At 33.3% G+C, this 19,541-nt stretch carries 21 protein-coding genes; 2 read left to right on the top strand and 19 right to left on the bottom strand.

Annotation, left to right across the window (positions count from 1 at the left end; all coding sequences use genetic code 11):
- From RM519_RS12875 to RM519_RS12865, 3 genes are read right to left on the bottom strand one after another with little or no spacing between them, the layout of a single operon-like run.
- Positions 1-630: an acetyltransferase gene (locus tag RM519_RS12875; protein WP_311594231.1), complete on the bottom strand. Its 630-nt coding sequence runs from the start codon at positions 628-630 to the stop codon at positions 1-3.
- Positions 617-1,756: a LegC family aminotransferase gene (locus tag RM519_RS12870; RefSeq protein WP_311594230.1), complete on the bottom strand. Its 1,140-nt coding sequence runs from the start codon at positions 1,754-1,756 to the stop codon at positions 617-619. Before RM519_RS12870 ends, RM519_RS12875 begins: the two co-directional genes overlap by 14 nt.
- A gap of 5 nt (positions 1,757-1,761) precedes the next feature.
- The gene (locus tag RM519_RS12865) at positions 1,762-2,949 is read right to left on the bottom strand and encodes a UDP-N-acetylglucosamine 4,6-dehydratase (RefSeq protein ID WP_311594229.1); all 1,188 of its coding nucleotides are present in this window, start codon (positions 2,947-2,949) and stop codon (positions 1,762-1,764) included.
- A 168-nt stretch (positions 2,950-3,117) separates the two neighbouring features.
- On the opposite strand from RM519_RS12865, the gene RM519_RS12860 reads away from it, so the two are divergent.
- Entirely contained in the window at positions 3,118-4,149 is a 1,032-nt protein-coding gene (locus RM519_RS12860) for a mannose-1-phosphate guanylyltransferase (RefSeq protein ID WP_311594228.1), read from the top strand.
- Between the two features lie 56 nt (positions 4,150-4,205).
- Here RM519_RS12860 and RM519_RS12855 read toward each other — a convergent pair whose 3' ends face one another.
- From RM519_RS12855 to rnpA, 15 genes are all read right to left on the bottom strand, one after another.
- Complete coding sequence (locus RM519_RS12855; protein WP_311594227.1) at positions 4,206-5,459, bottom strand: sulfate adenylyltransferase subunit 1; 1,254 nt, start codon at positions 5,457-5,459, stop codon at positions 4,206-4,208.
- A 104-nt stretch (positions 5,460-5,563) separates the two neighbouring features.
- A complete protein-coding gene (locus tag RM519_RS12850) occupies positions 5,564-5,911 on the bottom strand; it encodes a four helix bundle protein (RefSeq protein WP_311594226.1) in 348 nt (115 codons plus the stop codon).
- A gap of 121 nt (positions 5,912-6,032) precedes the next feature.
- Positions 6,033-6,938, bottom strand: a complete 906-nt coding sequence (gene cysD, locus RM519_RS12845; protein WP_311594225.1) for a sulfate adenylyltransferase subunit CysD — start codon at positions 6,936-6,938, stop codon at positions 6,033-6,035.
- Positions 6,931-7,530, bottom strand: a complete 600-nt coding sequence (cysC, locus tag RM519_RS12840; RefSeq protein ID WP_311594224.1) for an adenylyl-sulfate kinase — start codon at positions 7,528-7,530, stop codon at positions 6,931-6,933. Before cysC ends, cysD begins: the two co-directional genes overlap by 8 nt.
- On the bottom strand, positions 7,527-7,772 hold the full coding sequence (locus RM519_RS12835; RefSeq protein WP_311594223.1) for a DUF2061 domain-containing protein: 246 nt from the start codon (positions 7,770-7,772) through the stop codon (positions 7,527-7,529). Before RM519_RS12835 ends, cysC begins: the two co-directional genes overlap by 4 nt.
- A 512-nt stretch (positions 7,773-8,284) precedes the next feature.
- Complete coding sequence (cysQ, locus tag RM519_RS12830; RefSeq protein WP_311594222.1) at positions 8,285-9,091, bottom strand: 3'(2'),5'-bisphosphate nucleotidase CysQ; 807 nt, start codon at positions 9,089-9,091, stop codon at positions 8,285-8,287.
- A gap of 19 nt (positions 9,092-9,110) precedes the next feature.
- Positions 9,111-10,187: a hypothetical protein gene (locus RM519_RS12825; protein ID WP_311594221.1), complete on the bottom strand. Its 1,077-nt coding sequence runs from the start codon at positions 10,185-10,187 to the stop codon at positions 9,111-9,113.
- Positions 10,188-10,223: 36 nt separating this feature from the next.
- On the bottom strand, positions 10,224-11,906 hold the full coding sequence (locus RM519_RS12820) for a DUF6909 family protein (RefSeq protein WP_311594220.1): 1,683 nt from the start codon (positions 11,904-11,906) through the stop codon (positions 10,224-10,226).
- 192 nt (positions 11,907-12,098) lie between these two features.
- Positions 12,099-12,401, bottom strand: coding sequence for an endonuclease domain-containing protein (locus RM519_RS12815; protein ID WP_311594219.1), 303 nt, complete (start codon positions 12,399-12,401; stop codon positions 12,099-12,101).
- A gap of 315 nt (positions 12,402-12,716) precedes the next feature.
- Positions 12,717-14,348, bottom strand: a complete 1,632-nt coding sequence (locus RM519_RS12810) for a S41 family peptidase (protein ID WP_311594218.1) — start codon at positions 14,346-14,348, stop codon at positions 12,717-12,719.
- 41 nt (positions 14,349-14,389) lie between these two features.
- Complete coding sequence (rfbD, locus tag RM519_RS12805; RefSeq protein ID WP_311594217.1) at positions 14,390-15,250, bottom strand: dTDP-4-dehydrorhamnose reductase; 861 nt, start codon at positions 15,248-15,250, stop codon at positions 14,390-14,392.
- A complete protein-coding gene (rfbC, locus tag RM519_RS12800; protein ID WP_311594216.1) occupies positions 15,247-15,786 on the bottom strand; it encodes a dTDP-4-dehydrorhamnose 3,5-epimerase in 540 nt (179 codons plus the stop codon). The genes rfbD and rfbC overlap by 4 nt, the downstream gene beginning before the upstream one ends.
- Before the next feature lies 1 nt (position 15,787).
- Positions 15,788-16,651, bottom strand: coding sequence for a glucose-1-phosphate thymidylyltransferase RfbA (gene rfbA, locus RM519_RS12795; RefSeq protein ID WP_311594215.1), 864 nt, complete (start codon positions 16,649-16,651; stop codon positions 15,788-15,790).
- The gene (gene rfbB, locus RM519_RS12790; RefSeq protein WP_311594214.1) at positions 16,651-17,667 is read right to left on the bottom strand and encodes a dTDP-glucose 4,6-dehydratase; all 1,017 of its coding nucleotides are present in this window, start codon (positions 17,665-17,667) and stop codon (positions 16,651-16,653) included. The genes rfbA and rfbB overlap by 1 nt, the downstream gene beginning before the upstream one ends.
- A gap of 7 nt (positions 17,668-17,674) precedes the next feature.
- On the bottom strand, positions 17,675-18,052 hold the full coding sequence (gene rnpA, locus RM519_RS12785) for a ribonuclease P protein component (protein WP_311594213.1): 378 nt from the start codon (positions 18,050-18,052) through the stop codon (positions 17,675-17,677).
- A gap of 172 nt (positions 18,053-18,224) precedes the next feature.
- Between rnpA and RM519_RS12780 the strand changes: the two genes are divergently transcribed.
- Positions 18,225-19,403: an acyl-CoA dehydrogenase family protein gene (locus tag RM519_RS12780; protein ID WP_311594212.1), complete on the top strand. Its 1,179-nt coding sequence runs from the start codon at positions 18,225-18,227 to the stop codon at positions 19,401-19,403.
- Positions 19,404-19,447: 44 nt separating this feature from the next.
- Here the strand turns inward: RM519_RS12780 and RM519_RS14020 are convergent, their stop codons facing one another.
- Entirely contained in the window at positions 19,448-19,537 is a 90-nt protein-coding gene (locus RM519_RS14020; RefSeq protein ID WP_432280189.1) for a T9SS type A sorting domain-containing protein, read from the bottom strand.
- Between the last annotated feature and the right edge of the window lie 4 nt (positions 19,538-19,541).

The following is a 19,541-nucleotide window of genomic DNA, read 5'->3' as shown; positions in this document are numbered from 1 at the left end:
TTATCGTATTCTTCTAGCCGGATTTCCTACCCACATTTCACCATCAGAAATGTCATTAATTACAACTGCTCCTGCTCCAACTGTTGCATTATTTCCTACTTTAATTCCTTCTCTAACAACAGCATTTGCACCAATAAGCGTATTTATCCCTATTCTAACATTCCCTGCTAAAACTGCTCCAGGGGCTATATGGGAAAATTCTCCAATTTTGCATTCATGCTCAATAATAGCTCCAGAATTTATTATACATCCTTTATCGATTACTGTCATACTATTTACTACCGTATTAGGGCAAATCAATGTTGATTTGTTAACAGATGACAGTAATGAAACAGATGCAGATAAATCTATTAATGTTGTTTGATTCAAATTATTTGATTCTATAAAATTAACAGCTTTTTTCCTTAAATTATTGTCTCCTATTCCAGGGAACACTACATCGGATTTTACAATAGACCTTATATCAACACTATATTCCGATCCTAAAAAATCAATTTTATATGGGTTATTATCTACCATTTTAAAATCAAAATACCCTTTAACATTCAAATTGTTAGCTAAGGCAATATCAATAGCCACATATGCATGCCCTGAATAACCTAATATATAAATTGAATTAGACTCTAACACTACTTGGTATATTAACTACTCTTTCTTCAAGCCATTTTGCATTTTCCAAATTTCCTGTCTGGGCCAGACTATAAACTGATAAGTTACTCATTAGCTTCCAAATTGGCCTTGTCATAACTCCATTGTCGTTCGTTTCCTCTAGAAATTTATTTCTTTCCATTAAATCAGGAAAAATTAATCCGTTTAGCCAGTAATTTGATTTAGCATCACTAGGTTCAGTAATAAACTCTTGTAATTTATTCTGAAAAAAGGTTTTATATTCTAACGCTAATTTTCTTTTACTCTTGATATAATTAGGAAGACTTTCCATTTGAGCACAACCCAATGCAGCGTTTAAATTTGGTAGCCTATAATTATAGGCCACCATATCATGTTCAAAATCCCAACGGTGAGGCATCTTAGCGGTAGTCGTTATATGTTTTGCTCTTTTTGCTAAATTTTCATCATTTGTTAAAACCATTCCACCTCCACCAGTTGTTATGGTTTTATTTCCATTAAAACTCAAAGTTCCTAATAGTCCAAATGTACCTGTATGTTTCCCCTTATAATAGCTCCCGAGTGATTCGGCTGCATCTTCTACTATTATCAAGTGGAATCTTTCACACACATCAATCAATTCATCCATTTTTATCGGTAATCCGAATGTATGCATGGGTACGACTGCTTTAATTTTCCTCTTTGTAATTTTATTAATACAATGACCGTTTTTTACTTCTGTATTATTAACTAAAAAATGTTCTAATTTTTCAGGTGACAAACCCAAAGTATTTTTATCTACATCAACAAATACTGGTTTTGCTCCTATATAACTTAAAGCATTACAAGTCGCAACAAATGTGAGAGGCTGAGTAATTACCTCATCACCGCTCTCAACACCAGCCATCAATAAAGAAATATGTAACGCGGCTGTTCCGTTTACCGTTGCAATGGCAAATTTTGCTCCTGTATATGCTGCCACTTCACTCTCGAATCTATCAACAAATTTTCCAACACTCGAAACAAATGTAGAGTCAATACACTCATTTAAATACTTTTTCTCATTACCCAAAAAACGTGGCTCATGTAACGGAATAAATTCATTTGTGTTATATAACTTTTTTATAAAGTCTATCGTTTCTCTATGCATAAAGATTACATCTTACTATCTAAATATTTACCTGTTTCTTTGTGTCCAAAATCGGGAATCATTTTAAAGAATAATTTAACTATTTCATCTTTTTTCCAATACTTTTTCCGCTTCATACTCTGAATAGTTTCTACAAATAAGTTTAACTTATCATCTTCGTAAATGGCATCATTCTTTATAATGCCTAAATTTTCAAAACGTTCCATATCCAACGACTCATTCACTGTAAAAAACTCTTCAAAATCTTTTTCTCCTGTAGTGTCGCTTGCAGTAAATAGACATGGCCATTTTCCTTCATCAGGAAGAGTTTCTACTAATTTTCTAGCTTCATCTTCGTCTGAACACAAATGAGGTTCATAATTTAACCCTTTCAAATATTTAACAGCAATATCTGCAAAAGAGATCAAATGTAAATTTTCACTTAGTTTAGGAAAAAATATATCTCTGTTTTCACCAAAAATACAAGACATCAAACACAGCTCTCCAGATTCTTTTGGTATTACAAAATAACGTTTAATATCATTAGGTGCAACAATAGGTTGCCTCTTCTTTATGCGCTGTTCAAAACCATGTAGAAGAGATCCATCGGAGAAAGCAACATTAGCAAAACGTGCTGTTGAAATTGATATCTCTTTACTTCTTCTCATCAAGAACATTTCCATAATTCTTTTAGATGCCCCCATCATGTTTACTGGGTTTGCTGCTTTATCTGTAGAAACACAAAAATACTTCTTAACTCCGTTATCAATTGATTGCTGTAATGTTTTTTCAGTGTTAAAAATATTTATATCAATCATTCTCATTAAAGTAAATGGGTCTTTTTCACTTCTTACATGTTTTAACGCAGATAGATTTAAAACATAATCGTACCTTCCATCAGACTCAATAAATGCATCATATTCAATGGAACCTATATCTAAGGCAAAGGTTCTAAAATCTCCCTCAATGTAACCAAATGAACTTCTTATATCTCGAACAACTTCGACTAAATTATTCTCACTTATATCAACCACATGCAATTTCAATGGGTTTCTTTTAAAAATCTCCTTGACTACCGCTTGCCCAATAGACCCTGCCCCTCCAATTACTAAAAATCTTGATTTTGAGACCTTTTTTTTAAGTTCATTATTATAAAAAGAGATATCAGGTGAAAATAACTCCTTACTCCTGCCGATTAACTTTAATAAATCCACTAACAACTATTTTAATCGCAAAAATAAAATTTTAAATGACTCCGTACTACTAATTATATTATTTTATATTTCCTTCTTGAGTTATAAAATATAATTAAAAGGAATTCTTTATTTTCGCAATCTCAAAATCAACTTTTTTATTCTTTAAAAGAAGTCTTATTTTTAATTATGAGTTTTAATTTAAAAAACCCGAAACAGATCATTCAAGTCATGTTAACAGGTGGGGTTGGAAGCAGGTTGTGGCCGATATCAAGAAAAAGCACGCCAAAACAATATTTAGACATCTTTGATAATAAATCGCTGTTCCAAATGACCATTGAACGAAATACATTCATTTCGGACTCTATTTATGTTGTTGGAAATATTGACAACCGTCATTTAAGTGAAAAGATATTATGTAATGAGCATTATACGGATATTACCGAAGCGACTCCAAGAAATACTGCCGCCGCGATTGCCTTTGCTGCATTTGAAGCCTCTGCCAATTCTATCCTTTTAGTGACTCCTTCTGACCATATTATTAAAGGTAAAAAAGCATATAATGAGGCTTTAACTCAAGCCATTAAATTGGCAGAAGAAGGGAATATTGTCACATTTGGAATTCGACCTACAAAGCCTGAAACGGGATATGGTTATATTGAATTTAATGGTACAGATGTTATTTCGTTTCGTGAAAAACCCAATATTGAGACTGCCAAAGAATTTATTAAAAGTGAAAAATTTTTGTGGAATAGTGGAATGTTTTGTTTTAAAGCAAATGTATTTTTAGATGAATTAAAAAATTTGTCTCCAGAAATATATCATTCATCCAAAAAGGCTTTTATGGAAAGTCAAAATTCGTCGACTGACAATAAACGAATATTAGATTTCGATCTTTCAATGGAGATTCCTTCTATAAGCGTAGATTATGCCGTAATGGAGCGATCTGAAAAAATAAAAGTCGTACCAACTGAATTTGAATGGTCCGATTTAGGTTCTTTTGAAGCAGTCTATGACTATTTAAAAAGTACAGGGCATCCCGTTGATGAAAATGGAAATATGGTTTTAGGATCAGAGAAGCCTATGTATTTTCTTGGAATGAAAAATACGATTTTTGTAAGTACTCCTGATGCAAATCTAATTTTGAACAAAGAAAACTCTCAAGAAGTTAAGGAATTATATTCTAAATTAGAAATTGAAAACCCTCAGTTATTAGAATAATTCCTTTTTTGTCTATTTCGACATGCTCAGCATGACAGAAAAGGATATACTTAATTTTAAACTACCATTCCAGCAGCCACCGTTTCATTGGTGGCATCATCAACCAATATAATGCTTCCTGTAGTTCTGTTTTCTCGATAAGAATCAATCATCAAGGGTTTGGTTGTTCTAATCTTTACTTTAGATATTGAATTCATTTCTAATTCTGAATTATCATTAACTCTACCCAACGTATTAATATCAACTTTATAAATCACTTCCTTAATCATTGCCTTTTGATCGTTAGAAGTGTGTTTAATCGTATATTTTGCTCTTGGTCTTGCAGGCTTGTCATTTAACCAACATAGCATTACTTCTATGTCTTGAGATGCAGCTGGTTTATTATTAGAACGGACTATCATATCCCCTCTGCTAATATCGATATCGTCCTCTAAGGTAATTGAAACTGACATGGGCGCAAATGCTTCACTCAATTCTTGGTCAAATAAATTTATTCCTTTAATTACTGATGTAAATCCAGAAGGCAAAACTGTTACTTCATCACCAACTCTTAAAACCCCACTTGAAATTCGACCCACATACCCTCTATAATCTCTATGCCTATCACTTTGTGGTCTTAAAACTGTTTGCACCGGAAATCTTGCGTCCACCTTATTCACATCACTACTAATGTGCATTGTCTCTAAAGTATGTAACATAGGTGCTCCCTGATACCAGCCCATTTTTTTAGACCTATTTACTACGTTGTCGCCTAATAATGCGCTCATCGGAATAAAGCGAACATCTGTCACTAACATTTTGGAAGAAATTTCTTCAAACTGGGCAACTATATTGTTGAATACCTCTTCGGAATATTCAACTAAGTCCATCTTATTCACACAAACAATTATATGAGGAATTTGTAATAAAGAAGCAATAAAGGCATGCCTTTTGGTTTGTTCAATTACACCGTGCCGCGCATCAATTAAAATCGTTGCCACATTTGCCGTTGAAGCACCTGTAACCATGTTTCTTGTATACTGAATATGTCCTGGCGTATCTGCTATTATGAATTTACGTTTTGGTGTTGTAAAGTATCTATACGCCACGTCAATGGTGATTCCTTGCTCTCGTTCGTCTCTTAACCCATCTGTAAACAAAGCCAAGTCAACACCGTCATGTCCTTTCTTTTTACTCGTGTTTTCAATTGCGGCTAATTGATCTTCAAAAATAGATTTTGAATCGTATAAAAGTCTTCCGATTAAGGTACTTTTCCCATCATCCACACTTCCTGCAGTAGTAAATCTTAATAATTGGTTGTTGTCAAGCATAATGTTTATTCGTTAATTTGGGATTCGTTGATTCGAAACTTGTTTTTATAATTCAACTTATTAATCCTCATTCATCATTTCTTTTTATCTCCCTGTTCTCTTAACTATTTAATGTATCCATTTATCAAACGAATACATTTATCTATAATTTCTCTAATTTCAATTAAAATTGCACTCGATATATAATTACAATCTCCCGCTTCTAATGCATGATCCAATAGTTCCGCCACCGAACCTCTTGCGTTTAATAAAAATCGCACATTGTCTTTGTAATGATACCTTCCCCATCCTTCCGCAATGTTTGCTGTCGCAGATCTCGAAGCCCTTAAAATTTGGCTATATAAATCGTATTTCTCTTCTTTCGGTAATTTAGTTAGAACATTTTCTTTGAAATACTTCTTTAACTCATGGCAAGCCTGCCAACATTTTAACTTTTCAAAGTTTTCTGCCATACCTAATTATTTGTTAAATCAGAACTCCTTATTTTAAATATCAATTTGTGCTCTTTTCTTTCAACCAATTAACCAATCACCAATTCACAATTTAACGTCTTCACAATTCCACAACTCAACACTAGAAGTATCCTTGCCGCTTTCTATCTTCCATTGCAGATTCAGAACGCTTATCATCACTTCTATTTCCACGTTCAGTTTGTCTCATCCCGGCTACCTCATCAGCAATTTTTTGCAAAGTATCTGCTTCAGATTCATCTCCACCTGTAATGGTGATATCTCCTAAGGTTCTAAATCGAATTTTCTTTGTTACAACTTCTTCATGTTCCTCTAACTTTAAAAATTCAGAATTCGGAATCCAGGTACCTTGCCTTCTAACAACCTCTCTTTCATGAGCAAAATAAAGCGATGGAATTGCAATATTTTCTCTTTTTATATAATTCCAAACATCCATTTCTGTCCAATTACTTATTGGAAAAGCCCTAAAGTGCTCTCCTTCGAAATGCTGTCCATTAAACAAATTCCACAATTCTGGTCTTTGATTTTTAGGATCCCACTGTCCAAAATCATCTCTATGTGAGAAGAAACGCTCCTTTGCTCGTGCTTTTTCCTCATCACGTCTTCCTCCTCCAATTGCACAATCTACTCGATTTGTTTCAATAGCATCTAATAGTGTTGTTATTTGCAATGCATTTCTGGTAGCGTTTTTGCCTTTTTCTTCGGCAACTCTTCCTTCATCTATTGATTCTTGAACCGAACCAACGATTAAATCAACACCCAATTCTTTGATGATATCGTCTCTAAACTGAATAGTTTCTGGAAAATTATGCCCAGTATCTACATGCATTAGTGGAAATGGGATTTTAGCAGGATAAAATGCTTTTCTCGCTAAATGAGTAACCAAAATAGAATCTTTTCCTCCTGAAAATAAAATAACCGGATTCTGAAATTGCGCCCAAACTTCGCGCAAAATAAAAATCGCTTCACTTTCTAATTCGTCTAAATAATTTAAATAATACTTACTCATGTTTGAGTTCTAATTTTGGTGATATAAACTTCAGTATTTTTTGTACTGATGTTTCTATCGATTCTAATTCTGTTTTAATTTCAATTTCCGGATTTTCCGGTGCTTCATAAGGTGAGGTAATTCCTGTCATATTTAAAATCTCACCATCCTTTACCATTTTGTATAAGCCTTTTACATCCCTCCTTTTACACTCTTCAATATCTGTGTTTACAAAAACTTCAACAAAGTTTGAAGAACCCACAATACTTTCTACTTTTTTCCTGTCGTTTTTATAAGGTGATACAAAAGATGCTAAAACAACTATACCTGCATCTACCATTAAACCCGCAACTTCTCCCACTCTTCTAATATTTTCGGAACGACATTCCGAACTAAAACTTAGATCTTCATTTAATCCTTTCCTAATACTATCCCCATCTAAAACATATGTGCTAACGCTTCTTTTATACAGTTCAATCTCTAAAGCATTTGCCAAAGTTGACTTTCCCGAACCCGACAGTCCGGTAAACCAGACCACAAAAGAATTGTGCTTATTTAATTTATTTCGTTCCTGTTTTTTAATTGAAAAATTATGAGGGATAATATGTGTCATTCTATTTTTTTTGCGCTTCTTCTCGATTTCAGCCCAAAATTAGATTTATACCATATTCTTTCATGAAAATAATACAAGCCCATTTTTATAACTGATTCCGTTAAAGCAACACCAGTTGCTTTTTCTGCAGCTAAAGGATCTTCTCTAAAGAAAATCAACGCTATTACAAATGTAGTTAAAGATGCTAGAACTCTCCAAGTGATCGTTTTTGCCAAATGTCTTTTTTGCGAAATATCTTTCATTTTAATATGTTTAATCTAAATCTTTGCCAAAAATACAAATCTATTTTTAATAGCCTACTAAATTAGTAGGGTTTTTAAAATAAAAAATAGAAAGCCTAGAATTGAGCCCTATAAGCACTCAATAATTACACTCCTGAGCCCATTGGCAATGAGTGGAATCGAAGTGAAGCATCTTTTGTAATTTCTACCTAAAACATAATCGTTCTTTCAGAACTCCGTACAAATGACAACCTGATGTCACACTGAGCCTGTCGAAGTGCTGTCGAAGATCAATTAATAAAGCATCGTTTGGCTTCGACTCTAAGAAGAAGTGTGAAATGAGATGGTTTTAATAATTTTTGTGATTCCTCGTCGTCCTTTCAGAACTTTGTCGGAATGATAGTTGAACGTCAAACCGAATTTAACATTGAATCAGAGTAGCCAAAGTATTTTAGTTGTACTAATTCCAAATAAGAAGTCTTCGATAGGCTCAGACTGACATTAAGAGGCACTGCTGCCATTCTAAGAAATCACTATTTCTTTTTACAAATAAATGATGGGTTCAATAAGTTTTCCTTATTGTATCTCAAAGGTAAGTTGGTTTTTTGAGAAATAACTTCAACTCCTACTGCGTTACAAATTACTTGTCCAGCTGCAGTATCCCATTCCATTGTAGGTGCAAAACGAGGATAAACATCGGCAGAACCTTCTGCTATCAAGCAAAACTTTAAAGAACTTCCTATAGAAACAACTTCAATTTCGTTTCCTCCAACTCTTATTTCTTCAATAAAATTAAGTGTTTCATTATTCATATGAGATCTACTTCCCACAACCCTTATAATGTCAGATTCAAGTCTATTTAATTTTAACGAGACTGATTTCTCAATAACTTCCTCAATAGTTGAATCATGAGAATTCAGAACTGCTTTTAAAGCCTTTTTCACTTTAACATCTGCGTAATATAAAGTCTTGGTAACTGGAGCATAAATAACTCCTATTATAGGCTGGCCTTTTTCAACCAAAGCGATGTTTACGGTAAATTCACCATTTCGGTTAATAAACTCTTTCGTACCGTCAAGCGGGTCTACTATCCAACAAGAGTCCCAATACTGTCGAATTGAATAACTCGTTTGTTTATTTTCTTCGCTGATAATAGGAATATCAGTTTGAACCAAATAAGAATTTATAATAGCATTTGCTTTTTCATCAGCAATTGTCAATGGAGTATTATCACTTTTGATTTGTACTTCAAAATTCTCAGAATCATAAACCTTCAGAATTTCATTTCCCGCTTCTAGAGCTGCTTTTATTACAACCGTAGTCAATAGATCATAATTCATCCCTAATCACAAGTATTTATTAAGATTTTGCCCTTAACTTTTGATCTTGAGTCTTCAAAAAGTCAAGTAAAACAAACGCTAAAGTTATTATAAAAGTTAGACCAAATAATAGTATAGGTAATTGAATGGTTTTTCTTTGATACCAACGCGTCACTTCATATCCAGATTTTGGAAATTCAGAAACAACCGTAATCACATCCTTCTTTTCCAATTTTTCTAATTCTATTTCGCGCTTTCTCTTTTCAAGTGCATATCTCTTTTCTAACAATACAGATTCGTCAATTAACAGACTGTTTTTTTCCGTATCAGCCAAATACAAATTGGTTCCTGCTCCCGGAATTGGTTGTTTTTGAGATTCAAGAACTCTTATTTTAAAATACTCCTTAGTTAATGAATCTAACTCCTTAGTTTGAATTTCTAAGATTTCGGCCTCTGCCTTCAAATTATCTTGAGTCCTATCACGTAGTTCATTCAAATAGTCATTACTTGTTAAATAGTTCACCAACTTTCTATTCAAGCCTATTGGAATTTCCTTGGTAGCTGATAACATTTCAATTTTATGAATTGGAAAATTATGATACGATAAATCCTCCTTAAACATTTCATAATTGGCTTCTAATCTAGAAACCGAATCCAAACTCATTTTATACTCGGAGAATAGTTTGATTATTTGAGTTTCGTCCAAATCAGGTTCAACGGTAAACTCTCGGATATTTTCGACATCTTCAATTTTTAACTCTAGAAGTCCTGCTAACTCGTCAAAGGCCTTTTCTCCCTCAACTAAATGGTGCAAGTTTTTGATGTTCTCATATATTTGCCTAGAAGAATCGAAATTGGTCTTTACAAACATATCTACCCCATAACTTTTCTCTGAACGCATATCAAGTATTACCCCTGTAATAACACCTAAAACAATAGCTCCGATATACCATTTTAATCCTCTATAAAAATGAACAAGAATTAAAATTAAAAATTGAAATGCTCCTTGAAATATGCTTCCAATAAAGTTGAAGAACTTATTAAACATATTCCCAATCAATTTGAACAATTGGCCTAAATCTACTTCTTCGTTTTGTGGAGTCTCTTTTTCTGACATGGTTGAATTGATTTTAATGTGGCAAAAGTATACTTTTTAAAATATTTGCTCTAACATTTTTTGTGTTATTATATACGTGGGTCTTACCCCTGTAGTTCCTAAACCTCCAGATGCAAGAGTGCTTCCTGTTTCTAATGGATTGTCTGAAGCATAATAGGCATACCTTACTTTCACCTTTCTCTTGATGTTTCTTCGAATCTTAGACGCCGCTTGAATTGCTTTTTGATAATGCGCTCCTTCCATTTCTAATCCAATCACACGCCAAGTAGATTCATGGAAAAATTTAAGAATGTCTTTATTTTGAAGCGAAGTACCTAACACGGAAATCATTGCTCCACTAAATACTTCAACCCCTAAACCTTCGAGGTCCTTCTTTTTTAATCTGTTTTTAAACGGATAATTGTCTGCTGTTCCTTCAAAAATATGAGATGATGGAATCATAATATCTCCTTTTCCTCCTTCTAAAATTCCCGCTTTCCCCATAATAGAAATACTATCTACATCCAAATGATGTATCACTCCTTCAGAACAATAATAGGGTTTCAACAATTCATCCATTGTTTCATATGCTTGCTCACCAAAGGCATAATCCATAACAATTATTACAGGTTTTTCCTCAAGTGAGTTAACTATTGAAAATGGCGTTTCTTCTATTTTTATTTTAGCTGTATCAATAACTTGAACATTTATATTTGTTCCTGATGCATCCGGAATATAAGTCAATCCATTTTTCGCTGCAAAATTCTTCACCTTTTTACGCAAGCCATCATTACTATCTTCGCTCAACGTTTCAAACAATGCATTTGCATCTTCTGAGTTATATTGATCTTTTAATACAATTGGAGCATAAATGGAGTTCATAACACTATGCATGTTTGCACTTATAATATGAATCGGTCTTTCTAATAGCCCTTCTTTATCCAATACCTTTTTTATATCATTTGCCCAAATCTCACCATAAATATGGTGCCCTATTTGTTCTCTTAACAATGGGCTAAAACTAATCTCTCTTTTCTTGTTTTCGGTTACTTCTTTAATTGCTAAATGCCCTAACCAATAAATAATATGTAAGAAACGATGTGGATTTTCTTTCGTTGCTAATGCCTTATAAATTTCCTGAACCTCTTCAAAAGAACGACCTAAAACACTACCCATATGAGCAATGGTAATATCGCATTCTTCGTTGTTCAGTTTTTTATTCGACAACACTATTTCCTCTAACAATTTCCACTCACGAATCAACTTTTTACCTTCTCCAACCAAAACACGATTTTTGATTTTATGAGACTCTATGAATAGAAATGTTAAGTGTGTTAAAATATCGTAGATTTCTGAACGTCCTCTTGTTATCTCAATGTTCATTTGATCCTTATCAATTCGATAACAATTGCGCCTTCTTTTTGGCGGAACGATGGATTTGAAATGGGAATTTGAATACCCTTCATCGGCTGTTAAACTTATATATCTACATTCTTCAATACCAATTGGCAAACGATCCAAAATATAGGTAAGTCCATTTAACTCTATTTTCTCTTCGGCAATAGATCCGTAGATTTCTGGTCTTAAAAGCAATAATGCCTCTCTAAGAGATTCTCCCGAAACCCCCATAGGTTTATAAAAACCACGACTAAATAAGTGGCGCATGGTTATGTATAATTTCTCAATAGCAGCGGAAGATTCTTGCGCCCGAGTTCTTCCTTTTGTTTTTGTGTTTTGCATATAATTTTTACTGAGCAAATATACAAAATCTAGTTTTTACGGAATTTTTACTTTTTTGTAAAACCAACACTTAAAAAAACGCTCCTCCTTTTTAAGGAGGAGTGGATTTACTGAAAGTAAATTCGAGGTGGTTAATTTTTAAAGTTTTCTGCAATATTATCCAAAACAATTTCTAAATTTTCAAAAACTTCCTTATTGTTTAAACCGAACAACTGTGAGTCCTTCAGCTTCTAACTTCTCAGTTCTTTGAGCATCATAATTCTGTTGTGCAAAATCTAAATGAACGGATCCATCCAGTTCTATTATCAACTTTTCAGAAACACAATAAAAATCAACTATAAAATTTAAAATACTATGTTGACGCCTAAATTTTATTCCATTCAATTGCTGCTTTTGCAGAGATTCCCATAAAGTTGCTTCTGCAGATGTAAGATTACTTCGAAAGTCTTTTCTTCTGTCTTTTAAATAATCTCTATTGTGAATTTTCTTTTTCATTTTGAGTATTTCAACCCTTCCTCTTTTAGCACCTTCCGTTACTAAGGGAAGGAATTATTTTGTGCTCGAATTTAAATTCAGAATACATTCTCCTCGATTTCAAGGAGGAGTGCTAAGCGAGGTAGATGTATTCAATTTTGAGATTCCTCATCGTCTTTCAGAACTCTATCGGAATGACAACCGAATGTCAAACTGAGCCTGTCGAAGTTTTATTATTCTAGTTTTCAAAATGTCTTCGACAGGCTCAGATTGACAATTTAGATAAAAGTTGAGCTCTTAAAAATATTACATCGATGAATTCTTGGTTTTTTGTACCTAATCCAGAATTTTGTGATATGCTGAAGCATTATTTAGCAAAGCTGTGGCTTCTTTAATCTCATCATCAAAAAGCATTTTATGCTTATATTCTCCTTCTTTAAAATAAAACCGATTTACAATTCTATTTTCCAAATCCTTTAAAATTCTTGTTTCGTTCTCTGAAATTAATGCTAGTTTTTGTGAATTAATCTTTTCTGATAATTTACTTAATTCATTCTTTGCATCTACATTTTCTTCCATAAATAATTCCTCACTTTTTGCAAAAATAATTTCAGAATCTAACTTGAACTCCTCCGAATTATTCGAAACGTATTCCTGATAATCATTAAAGTCTTGACTCGTTAGTTTAAAGGTTTTCGGCGGCTCTATTTTTCCGTTCTTAAAATAATATCGCGTGGCATAATTAAACGGTATTTCAGATAACAATAATTTTTTACTTGCTTCTGATAATTCATTTTGTTCTACCAATACATCGGGTGTTACACCGCCTCCATCATAAACCGTTCGTCCGTTCGTTGTTTTAAATGTACTTACATCACCGTCCGAAAACTTCGGAATCTCACCCGTTTCTAAATTTCTATTGGTATAATCTAACTCTTGAATACATCTTCCACTAGGAGTGTAATATTTTGAAATTGTCAATTTTAACTGTGTTCCATAAGACAATTTTCTACTTCTCTGTACCAATCCTTTTCCAAATGAACGTTGCCCTACCACAACTGCTCTATCGTAATCTTGTAATGCTCCAGCCAATATTTCTGACGCAGACGCAGACCGCTCATCTATGACTATAGTTACTGGCATTTCTAAATCTAACGGTTCATTTTTGGTTTTAAAAGTGGTGCTCCACTTGTCTAGTTTTGCCCTTGTTGTTACAACGACCCTATCTTTTGGAATAAAGAAATTAACAATATTTACTGCTTCACCTAGTAAACCTCCCGGATTATGGCGCACATCAATAATTAGTTTTTTCATTCCTTGCGCCTTCAAATCCATAAAAGCGTTCTTAACTTCTTGCGACGCCTTTCTGTTGAATTTGATAAACGAAATATATCCCACTTCATCATCAATCATGTCATAAAAAGGAACAGGATTTAATTCTACAGTTTCTCTCTCTAATTCCAATGATTTCAATTCTCCCTGTCTTTCAAATTGAACGTTTATCGTAGAACCTGGTAATCCTTTTAATAAAGACCGAACAAATTGTTCGTCATGTTCTTTTAAGATAACATTGTCAACTTTAACTATTTTATCTCCTGGTATTAATCCTGCATTATGGGCCGGAAAATCTTTATAGACTTCACGAACAATTAAACCTCCATTTCTAAACGCAATTGATGCTCCAATTCCTCCATATTCACCTTCTGCCGCAATCCTGGCGTTTTCTACTCCTTGTTCGTCGTAAAAAGTTGTATACGGATCTAGGTCTTTTAGCGTATTCTCTATTGCTCGATCCATGACCTCAGCAGGATTTATTTCATCGATATAATAAAGGTTTAATTCTTTAAATAAGGTTGTATATATTTCAATCTGCTTTGCAATTTCAAAAAAATCCGATTTATAAGAAAACGAAAATGAAACCGCAATAACTAGAAAAATCCCTGAAAGAATTTTACGTGTATTTTTCATAATGCAAGTATTTAGGCAATAATTGCAACTAAAATACTTAATTATAGGTTATGATAGGCTTGTAAGGCTTGTTTTAACGAATCTTTCCAATAAGGAATATTCATTTTTAACATTTCCTTAATCTTTGTCTTGTCCAAAACACTATACTTAGGTCTTTTTGCAGGTGTTGGATACAATTTTGTTGGAATTCCATTTAGTTGAACTGAGATATTCTCTAATTCAAAAATACTTTTAGCAAAATCAAACCAAGAAATTACACCATCATTGCTGTAATGATAGATCCCATACAAATCGGAATCTGATTTGACAATTTGCAATATAACTTGAGCTAAATCCTTCGCATAAGTGGGTGTTCCTATTTGATCATTTACGACACCTAGTTCTGATCTCTCATTACCCAATCGAATCATGGTTTTCATAAAGTTATTCCCATACTCAGAATACAACCAAGAAGTTCTAATAATGAAGTGTTCTTTCAAAGTTTTCTGAATTACTTGTTCCCCTTCCAATTTCGTAGAACCATAAACACTTGTTGGAGAAGTCAAATTATCCTCTCTATAAGGGGTGTTCTTAGTTCCGTCAAATACAAAATCGGTAGAAACATGAATTAAAATTGCACCCGAATTTTTACATGCACTCGCCAAATTTTGAACGCCCTTTACATTAACTGCAATCGCTGTTTCACTTTCTGATTCAGCCAAATCCACTGCTGTATAAGCTGCACAGTTAATGCAGTAATCTATCTTATTCTTTTGAAAATAACGACTTACCTCAACATTGTTGGTAATATCCAATTCTTTGTAATCAGTAAAAATGAATTTAATTCCGTCTTCATTTAGAATTAAGTCTTTTAAACATTGGCCCAATTGTCCATTTCCACCTGTTACTAATACATTTTTCATAAGGCTGAAAACGATGGAAGGTGCAAGTCTTTATCAGAAATAATTAATTCTCGTTGTGGTAATTCCCAATCAATTCCTAAATCAGGATCATTATACATTATTCCTGATTCAGCGTCTTTATGATAGTAATTATCACATTTATAGAAAAACTCTGCTTCAGCACTTAAAACAACAAATCCGTGTGCAAAACCTCTTGGAATAAACAACTGCTTTTTATTTTCTGAAGATAATTCAATTGAAAAATGCTTACCAAAAGTTTTAGAACCCTCCCTTAAATCAACAACTACATCTAAAACAGTTCCTCTTAATACTTGAACCAATTTAGCTTGAGCGTAGTCATCTCTTTGAAAATGCAGCCCTCTTAATGTTCCTTTTCTTGAAAGTGACTGATTATCTTGAACAAAATTCACTTTTAAACCTGTTAGGTCTTCAAATTTCTTTTGATGAAAACTTTCATAAAAATAACCTCTTTCATCACCAATAATTGTTGGCTCAATTATAAAGCACTCTGATAAACTTGTTTTAGTTACTTTCATTTTAACTATTCAAAATACTTAATAAGTGTTTTCCATAACCACTTTTTAATAGCGGATTAATTAGTTTCTCAAATTGAGATTTGGAAATATAATTCATTTTATATGCAACTTCTTCAATGGCTCCAATCTTTAATCCCTGTCTTTCTTCAATAACCTGAACAAATTGAGATGCTTGCATTAGAGAATTAAAAGTACCGGTATCTAGCCAGGCAGTTCCTTTGTCTAAAATGCTCACCTTTAGTTTTCCGCTTTTTAAATACTCCTTATTTACATCCGTAATTTCTAATTCTCCTCGTTCACTTGGTTTTATTCCTTCCGCTATCGAAATAACATCATTGTCATAAAAATAAATTCCTGGAACCGCATAATTCGATTTTGGCTTCTTTGGCTTCTCTTCTATAGATTTCGCTTGTCCTTTTGCATCAAACTCTACAACACCATAACGCTCAGGATCGTTTACGTGATACCCATAAATTATTCCTCCATTCGGATTGTTATTGGATTGTAACAACGTTGCCAATCCCGAGCCATAAAAGATATTATCTCCTAGAATGAGTGCTACTTTATCTTCTCCAATAAATTCCTTTCCAATAATAAATGCTTCTGCTAATCCATTAGGGTTTTCTTGAACTGCATACTCAAACCTACAACCATATTTTTTTCCATCTCCCAATAATTTTTGGAACAATGGTAAATCATGAGGTGTTGAAATAATTAGAATTTCATTAATACCGGCCCACATTAAAGTAGACAATGGATAATAAATCAATGGTTTGTCATAAACAGGCATCAATTGCTTACTCATTGCTAATGTAATCGGATGGAGTCTTGTTCCTGAACCTCCGGCTAATATAATTCCTTTCATTATTTTGAATATTTATTTAAATACCACTCAATCGTTTTACGAATTCCAGATTCAAAATTTTCATCTGCTTTCCATCCTAATTCATTTTCAATTTTACTCGCATCAATGGCATATCTATAATCATGACCAGGTCTATCAGTAACAAACGACTTTAAATCAATGTATGAACTTCCATTTTCACGAGGGCTTACCTCATCCAAAATGACACAAATCGCATCAACAATATACATATTTGTACTTTCATTTTTACCCCCAATATTATAGGTTTCTGAAGTTTTTCCGGTTTTAAAGGCTAAATCAATTCCTTTACAGTGATCTAGCACATATAACCAATCTCTAACATTCATACCATCTCCATAAATTGGAATATTTTCTTCCGCTAGACACTTTCTAATAATGGTCGGAATCAATTTTTCATCATGTTGTTTCGGTCCATAATTATTAGAACAATTGGTCGTAACCACATTCATGCCATAAGTATGATAATAACTTCGCACCACAAAATCGGAAGATGCTTTTGAAGCACTGTAAGGGCTGTTTGGGGCATAAGGAGTCTCTTCTGTAAAGAGTCCTGTTTCTCCTAATGTTCCGTAAACCTCATCAGTAGATACGTGATGAAAACGACAATCTTTATATTCTTCTTTATATTTATGAGGAGCTTCCATCCAAAAGTTCTTAGCGATATCGATTAAATTAAATGTTCCAAAAACATTAGTCTTAATAAAGGCATCGGGGTTTTTAATGGAATTATCTACATGAGATTCTGCTGCAAAATTTATAACCCCTCGAATATCATACCTCTGAAATAAATCTTCAACCAATTCTCTATCACAAATATCACCTTTAACAAAAACATAATTCGAATTAGATTCTATCTCTCTCAAATTTTCCAAATCTCCCGCGTAAGTTAACTTATCAAGATTAACGACTCGAATATTTTTATTATTTTCCAGAAAAAATGGTATAAAATTAGAGCCAATAAAACCGGCTCCTCCTGTAATTAAAATTGATGTCATTTCATCACTATTCATCTGCTTCTAATCTGTCTTTAAGTTTTTGTAATCCTGTGGATAATTTATCATCTAAATCTTGTTGATTACATTCCTTTTTATCTGTGAACAAAATCATTAAAATGTATTCTCCAGATAATCCATGATACAAAGTCTCTTTATTCTTTCTATAAGACTCTCTCAACAATCGTTTCATTCGAATTCTATCCACCGCTAATTTAAAATTTCGCTTTGGTACTGAGAAAGCAATCTTTGGAGGAATTTCTACATCGCTCAACTTCAAATACTTTATCCGAATTGGAAATTGTTTAATCGAGTTTCCTTTTTCAAATAATAACGCAATTTGTTTTCTACTCTTAAGTTTTTCCTCTTTTGAAAACGTATTTCTCATTAGAGCAAATATAAATAATATTAGCGATTGAAAAACGTATGAAGTAAAATGCGGATATAGACAGCAGTTAGCAGTGTCTTTAATGAAACCTTAATTAGTAATGCTTTTTTTAAATTAAATTTATTTAAAGTTGAGCTAATTTGTACATTTGACAAAATTAAACTTAAACAGAATGAGTCAAGATCTATTTCAGGCGCCAGATTATTACAATTTAGATGATTTATTAACCGATGAGCACAAAATGGTTCGTGATGCTGCTCGCGATTGGGTAAAACGTGAAATTTCTCCGATTATCGAAGATGCTGCGCAAAATGCAAAATTTCCGAAGCATATTTTAAATGGATTGGCAGAAATTGGAGCGTTTGGACCCTATATTCCTGAAGAATATGGTGGTGCAGGATTAGATCAAATTTCTTATGGTTTAATTATGCAAGAATTAGAACGAGGAGACTCAGGTATTAGATCTACCGCTTCTGTTCAATCATCTTTGGTGATGTATCCTATTTTTAAATATGGGACTGAAGATCAAAAACAAAAGTACTTACCTAAATTAGCAAGTGGTGAATTTATTGGTTGTTTCGGGTTAACTGAACCTAATCATGGATCTAATCCTGGAGGGATGGAAACCAAATACAAAGACATGGGAGATCACTATTTGTTGAATGGAGCAAAACTTTGGATTTCGAATTCTCCCTTTGCAGACATTGCCGTAGTTTGGGCTAAAAATGAAGAAGGAAGAATACATGGATTAATTGTGGAGCGTGGAATGGAAGGATTCTCAACGCCAGAAACACATAATAAATGGTCCTTAAGAACATCAGCAACCGGTGAATTAATCTTTGAAGATGTTAAGGTCCCTAAAGAAAACTTATTACCAAATAAAACCGGATTAGGTGCTCCGTTAGGATGTCTTGATTCTGCTAGATTTGGAATCGCTTGGGGTGCTATTGGTGCTGCAATGGACTGTTACGATACTGCCCTTAGATATGCCAAGGAAAGAACGCAATTCGGCAAACCTATAGCCGCTTTTCAACTACAACAAAAAAAATTAGCTGAAATGATTACGGAAATAACAAAAGCGCAATTGTTAACATGGCGTTTAGGCGTTCTTAGAGATGAAGGCAACGCAACCTCTGCTCAAATTTCTATGGCCAAAAGGAATAACGTTGATATGGCCTTAAACATTGCTAGAGAAGCGAGGCAAGTATTAGGCGCCATGGGTATTACAGGAGAATATTCCATTATGCGGCATATGATGAATCTTGAAAGTGTAATTACCTATGAAGGTACACACGATATTCACTTATTAATTACTGGTTTGGATATTACTGGCGAGAGCGCATTCAAATAAACTTTATCATAAATAAAAAGAGTCGCTAAATAAGCGACTCTTTTTTATTTAAGAATTACCTTTTTAGAAATCAGTCCTTGTTCGGTTTCAAGGTTAACAATATAAACTCCCGTACTTAGATTTCTAGTTGACAGTCTG

Source organism: Urechidicola vernalis (assembly GCF_031846385.1).
GTDB classification, from domain to species: domain Bacteria; phylum Bacteroidota; class Bacteroidia; order Flavobacteriales; family Flavobacteriaceae; genus Urechidicola; species Urechidicola vernalis.
This window is presented reverse-complemented; position numbering and strand designations above follow the sequence as displayed.

Coding starts and splice junctions, on each gene's coding strand:
- rfbB (WP_311594214.1), bottom strand. CDS start 17,667: ATGACATCAATTTTAATTACAGGAGGAGCCGGTTTTATTGGCTCTAAT.
- RM519_RS12810 (WP_311594218.1), bottom strand. CDS start 14,348: ATGAAAAATACACGTAAAATTCTTTCAGGGATTTTTCTAGTTATTGCG.
- rfbC (WP_311594216.1), bottom strand. CDS start 15,786: ATGAAAGTAACTAAAACAAGTTTATCAGAGTGCTTTATAATTGAGCCA.
- RM519_RS12835 (WP_311594223.1), bottom strand. CDS start 7,772: ATGAAAGATATTTCGCAAAAAAGACATTTGGCAAAAACGATCACTTGG.
- RM519_RS12870 (WP_311594230.1), bottom strand. CDS start 1,756: ATGCATAGAGAAACGATAGACTTTATAAAAAAGTTATATAACACAAAT.
- RM519_RS12860 (WP_311594228.1), top strand. CDS start 3,118: ATGAGTTTTAATTTAAAAAACCCGAAACAGATCATTCAAGTCATGTTA.
- RM519_RS12855 (WP_311594227.1), bottom strand. CDS start 5,459: ATGCTTGACAACAACCAATTATTAAGATTTACTACTGCAGGAAGTGTG.
- cysD (WP_311594225.1), bottom strand. CDS start 6,938: ATGAGTAAGTATTATTTAAATTATTTAGACGAATTAGAAAGTGAAGCG.
- RM519_RS12815 (WP_311594219.1), bottom strand. CDS start 12,401: ATGAAAAAGAAAATTCACAATAGAGATTATTTAAAAGACAGAAGAAAA.
- rfbA (WP_311594215.1), bottom strand. CDS start 16,651: ATGAAAGGAATTATATTAGCCGGAGGTTCAGGAACAAGACTCCATCCG.
- cysQ (WP_311594222.1), bottom strand. CDS start 9,091: ATGAATTATGATCTATTGACTACGGTTGTAATAAAAGCAGCTCTAGAA.
- rfbD (WP_311594217.1), bottom strand. CDS start 15,250: ATGAAAAATGTATTAGTAACAGGTGGAAATGGACAATTGGGCCAATGT.
- rnpA (WP_311594213.1), bottom strand. CDS start 18,052: ATGAGAAATACGTTTTCAAAAGAGGAAAAACTTAAGAGTAGAAAACAA.
- RM519_RS12780 (WP_311594212.1), top strand. CDS start 18,225: ATGAGTCAAGATCTATTTCAGGCGCCAGATTATTACAATTTAGATGAT.
- cysC (WP_311594224.1), bottom strand. CDS start 7,530: ATGACACATATTATCCCTCATAATTTTTCAATTAAAAAACAGGAACGA.
- RM519_RS12825 (WP_311594221.1), bottom strand. CDS start 10,187: ATGTCAGAAAAAGAGACTCCACAAAACGAAGAAGTAGATTTAGGCCAA.
- RM519_RS12820 (WP_311594220.1), bottom strand. CDS start 11,906: ATGCAAAACACAAAAACAAAAGGAAGAACTCGGGCGCAAGAATCTTCC.
- RM519_RS12850 (WP_311594226.1), bottom strand. CDS start 5,911: ATGGCAGAAAACTTTGAAAAGTTAAAATGTTGGCAGGCTTGCCATGAG.